General features: G+C 38.8%; 1 protein-coding gene and 1 pseudogene. One reads left to right on the forward strand and one right to left on the reverse strand.

From position 1 onward, the window contains the following. Positions 1 to 334: pseudogene (locus tag QVO97_RS09485) on the forward strand (XRE family transcriptional regulator); the annotation flags it as partial. Between the two features lie 150 nt (positions 335 to 484). Here the strand turns inward: QVO97_RS09485 and QVO97_RS09490 are convergent. Next, positions 485 to 1,953 (reverse strand): RNA-binding domain-containing protein (locus QVO97_RS09490; RefSeq protein ID WP_022360094.1); only part of this gene is annotated, 1,469 nt, incomplete at its 5' end.

Raw genomic sequence — 1,953 nt, forward strand, 5'->3', positions numbered from 1 at the left:
GCTGGATGAATTTAATCCATCTGCCCTGCATCTGTTTCTTCCTCGGAAATTTCCTGGTGAAAAATGCAATGAAGTAGCAGACACTTCCGTTTACTATCACGACAATGATAGCTGGCCGGCTCATGCTCCTATCTGTATGTGGTTTGATTATGGGGTTCTGAATGATTTTCTGAAAGAATGGGTAGTTAGGATGGATGAACTGAAATCCGGTGTGATTACCAGAGATGAATATTTTGAATGGAAAATTAACTGGCCGCAGACTTGTGATGGATGTGGAAAATATGAGCCTAAAAAGCAATGGCTCTCTGTAAAATCAAAACTCAGTGAAACTTAGCAAAACTTAAATTCACTGCATTTTTCCTCTTTGGCAAAAGGAAAAGCACTGTAAAACCAATAATTCAGTGGTTTTCAGTGCCCTTTTTCATATTGCTCTATTGAATTTTCCTCATCCCGCCTATATAAGTGAAACTTAGCGAAACTTAAATTATGCCCAATATGGAATATACTTTTTATACCTTGGCGCAGTATCCGGATCCATTACTTTAATATAGCCTCCGTCAACAGCACTGGTAAGAAGTCGAGAGGCTTTCGCTTTCTCTTTTTCTCCCAATCCAAATATTTTTCGAATATCTGAGTTAGAAATCCCCTCAAAATTGACATATGCCAGACATGCCTGCATATAACAAGTACGCATCCGATCTTCTTTCGTGGTTAATTCAAACGGTACTTTCGCAAACAATATTGCTTTTGTAAATTGATTGTTTTGATTTTCAATCCTCGGTGCAAGTAATTCATTTTTGCCGGTTGCTTCAACAATCTTATCATATCCACTGCCACGTTCCTCACAGATACCACATTTATGCATAAATCCGGCAATATTTTCATTTCTGGACACCGGCACCGAATCTACAATTCTTTCAATTGCTACCAGTGGTGCACCAGCATTTGAAAATTCAATTCGATTTTTAAACACTTCTACCATCGGATTTGTACCTCTTTGCTGCAGATCCTGATGTATCATAGCATTTGCCAACAACTCACGGATAGCAATTTCCGGGAAACTGACAACAGATTTCCTTGTTGCTTCTACAATAACCTCTTCCTGCGGAATAATTGTCATAATATACTGCACGATTTCTTCATGCGAAAATGCATAGCCCGCACAGAACTCTTTTTCTCTGATAGCATCCAGTCTGGAATTCTCCTTATACCATATCACCCTCACAGTTCTTCTATGCAAAGATTCAAATTTCTTCAAATCCTTTGCGATCATCAATGCTCCCATATTCGTGATATCCCATGTACCGGCATCATTTCTCTTTATGAACTTTTCATGCTGTAAATCTTCCAATACTTTATCCCGATTTCTCGGAATTGGCATTTCCAGTTTATCATAATACTTTGAGTAATCCAATAATAACACCATTTCATCTTCATCTAAATTTCCCATCGCAATTCGAAGTTCATATGGTGTAGAATCGAATGTTCTCCATAATTCTCTTTCTTTGTCAGGATACTCTTTTAAATTCTTTTTGTTCGTTCCAATTCTTATAAATTCCCCACCAGCGAACTGTACCGGCTGGTTTTCTGCACAAGGAATCTCCATCAGCACAACCATTCCTTCATCCATCGGGACCTCAAAAAATCGGAAATTAATTCTTGGTGAAAGCATTCTGGAAAGCCATGCTTCCAATTCCTCATTTCCCTTTTTCATTTTACGATACTGAAATTCAGTTCCAACAATTTTATGTGTTGTGTCATCCACGCCCCAAACTAAATATGCTTTCGGTCGTTCGCACAACGCAGCTGAATTACTGAGAGCAGAAATATATTCGCCAATCATCTGCGGTTGCTTGTTATTACATTTAAATTCTACCCACTCCGTCTCGTCCGGAAGCTTTGCAAGCTCTCGCACAAGACTTTGCAGATACTCTACTGATCGTATTGCCATGA

The sequence above is a fragment of the Clostridium sp. CAG:43 genome (assembly GCF_000434655.1).
In the GTDB taxonomy this organism is placed as follows: domain Bacteria; phylum Bacillota; class Clostridia; order Lachnospirales; family Lachnospiraceae; genus Otoolea; species Otoolea fessa.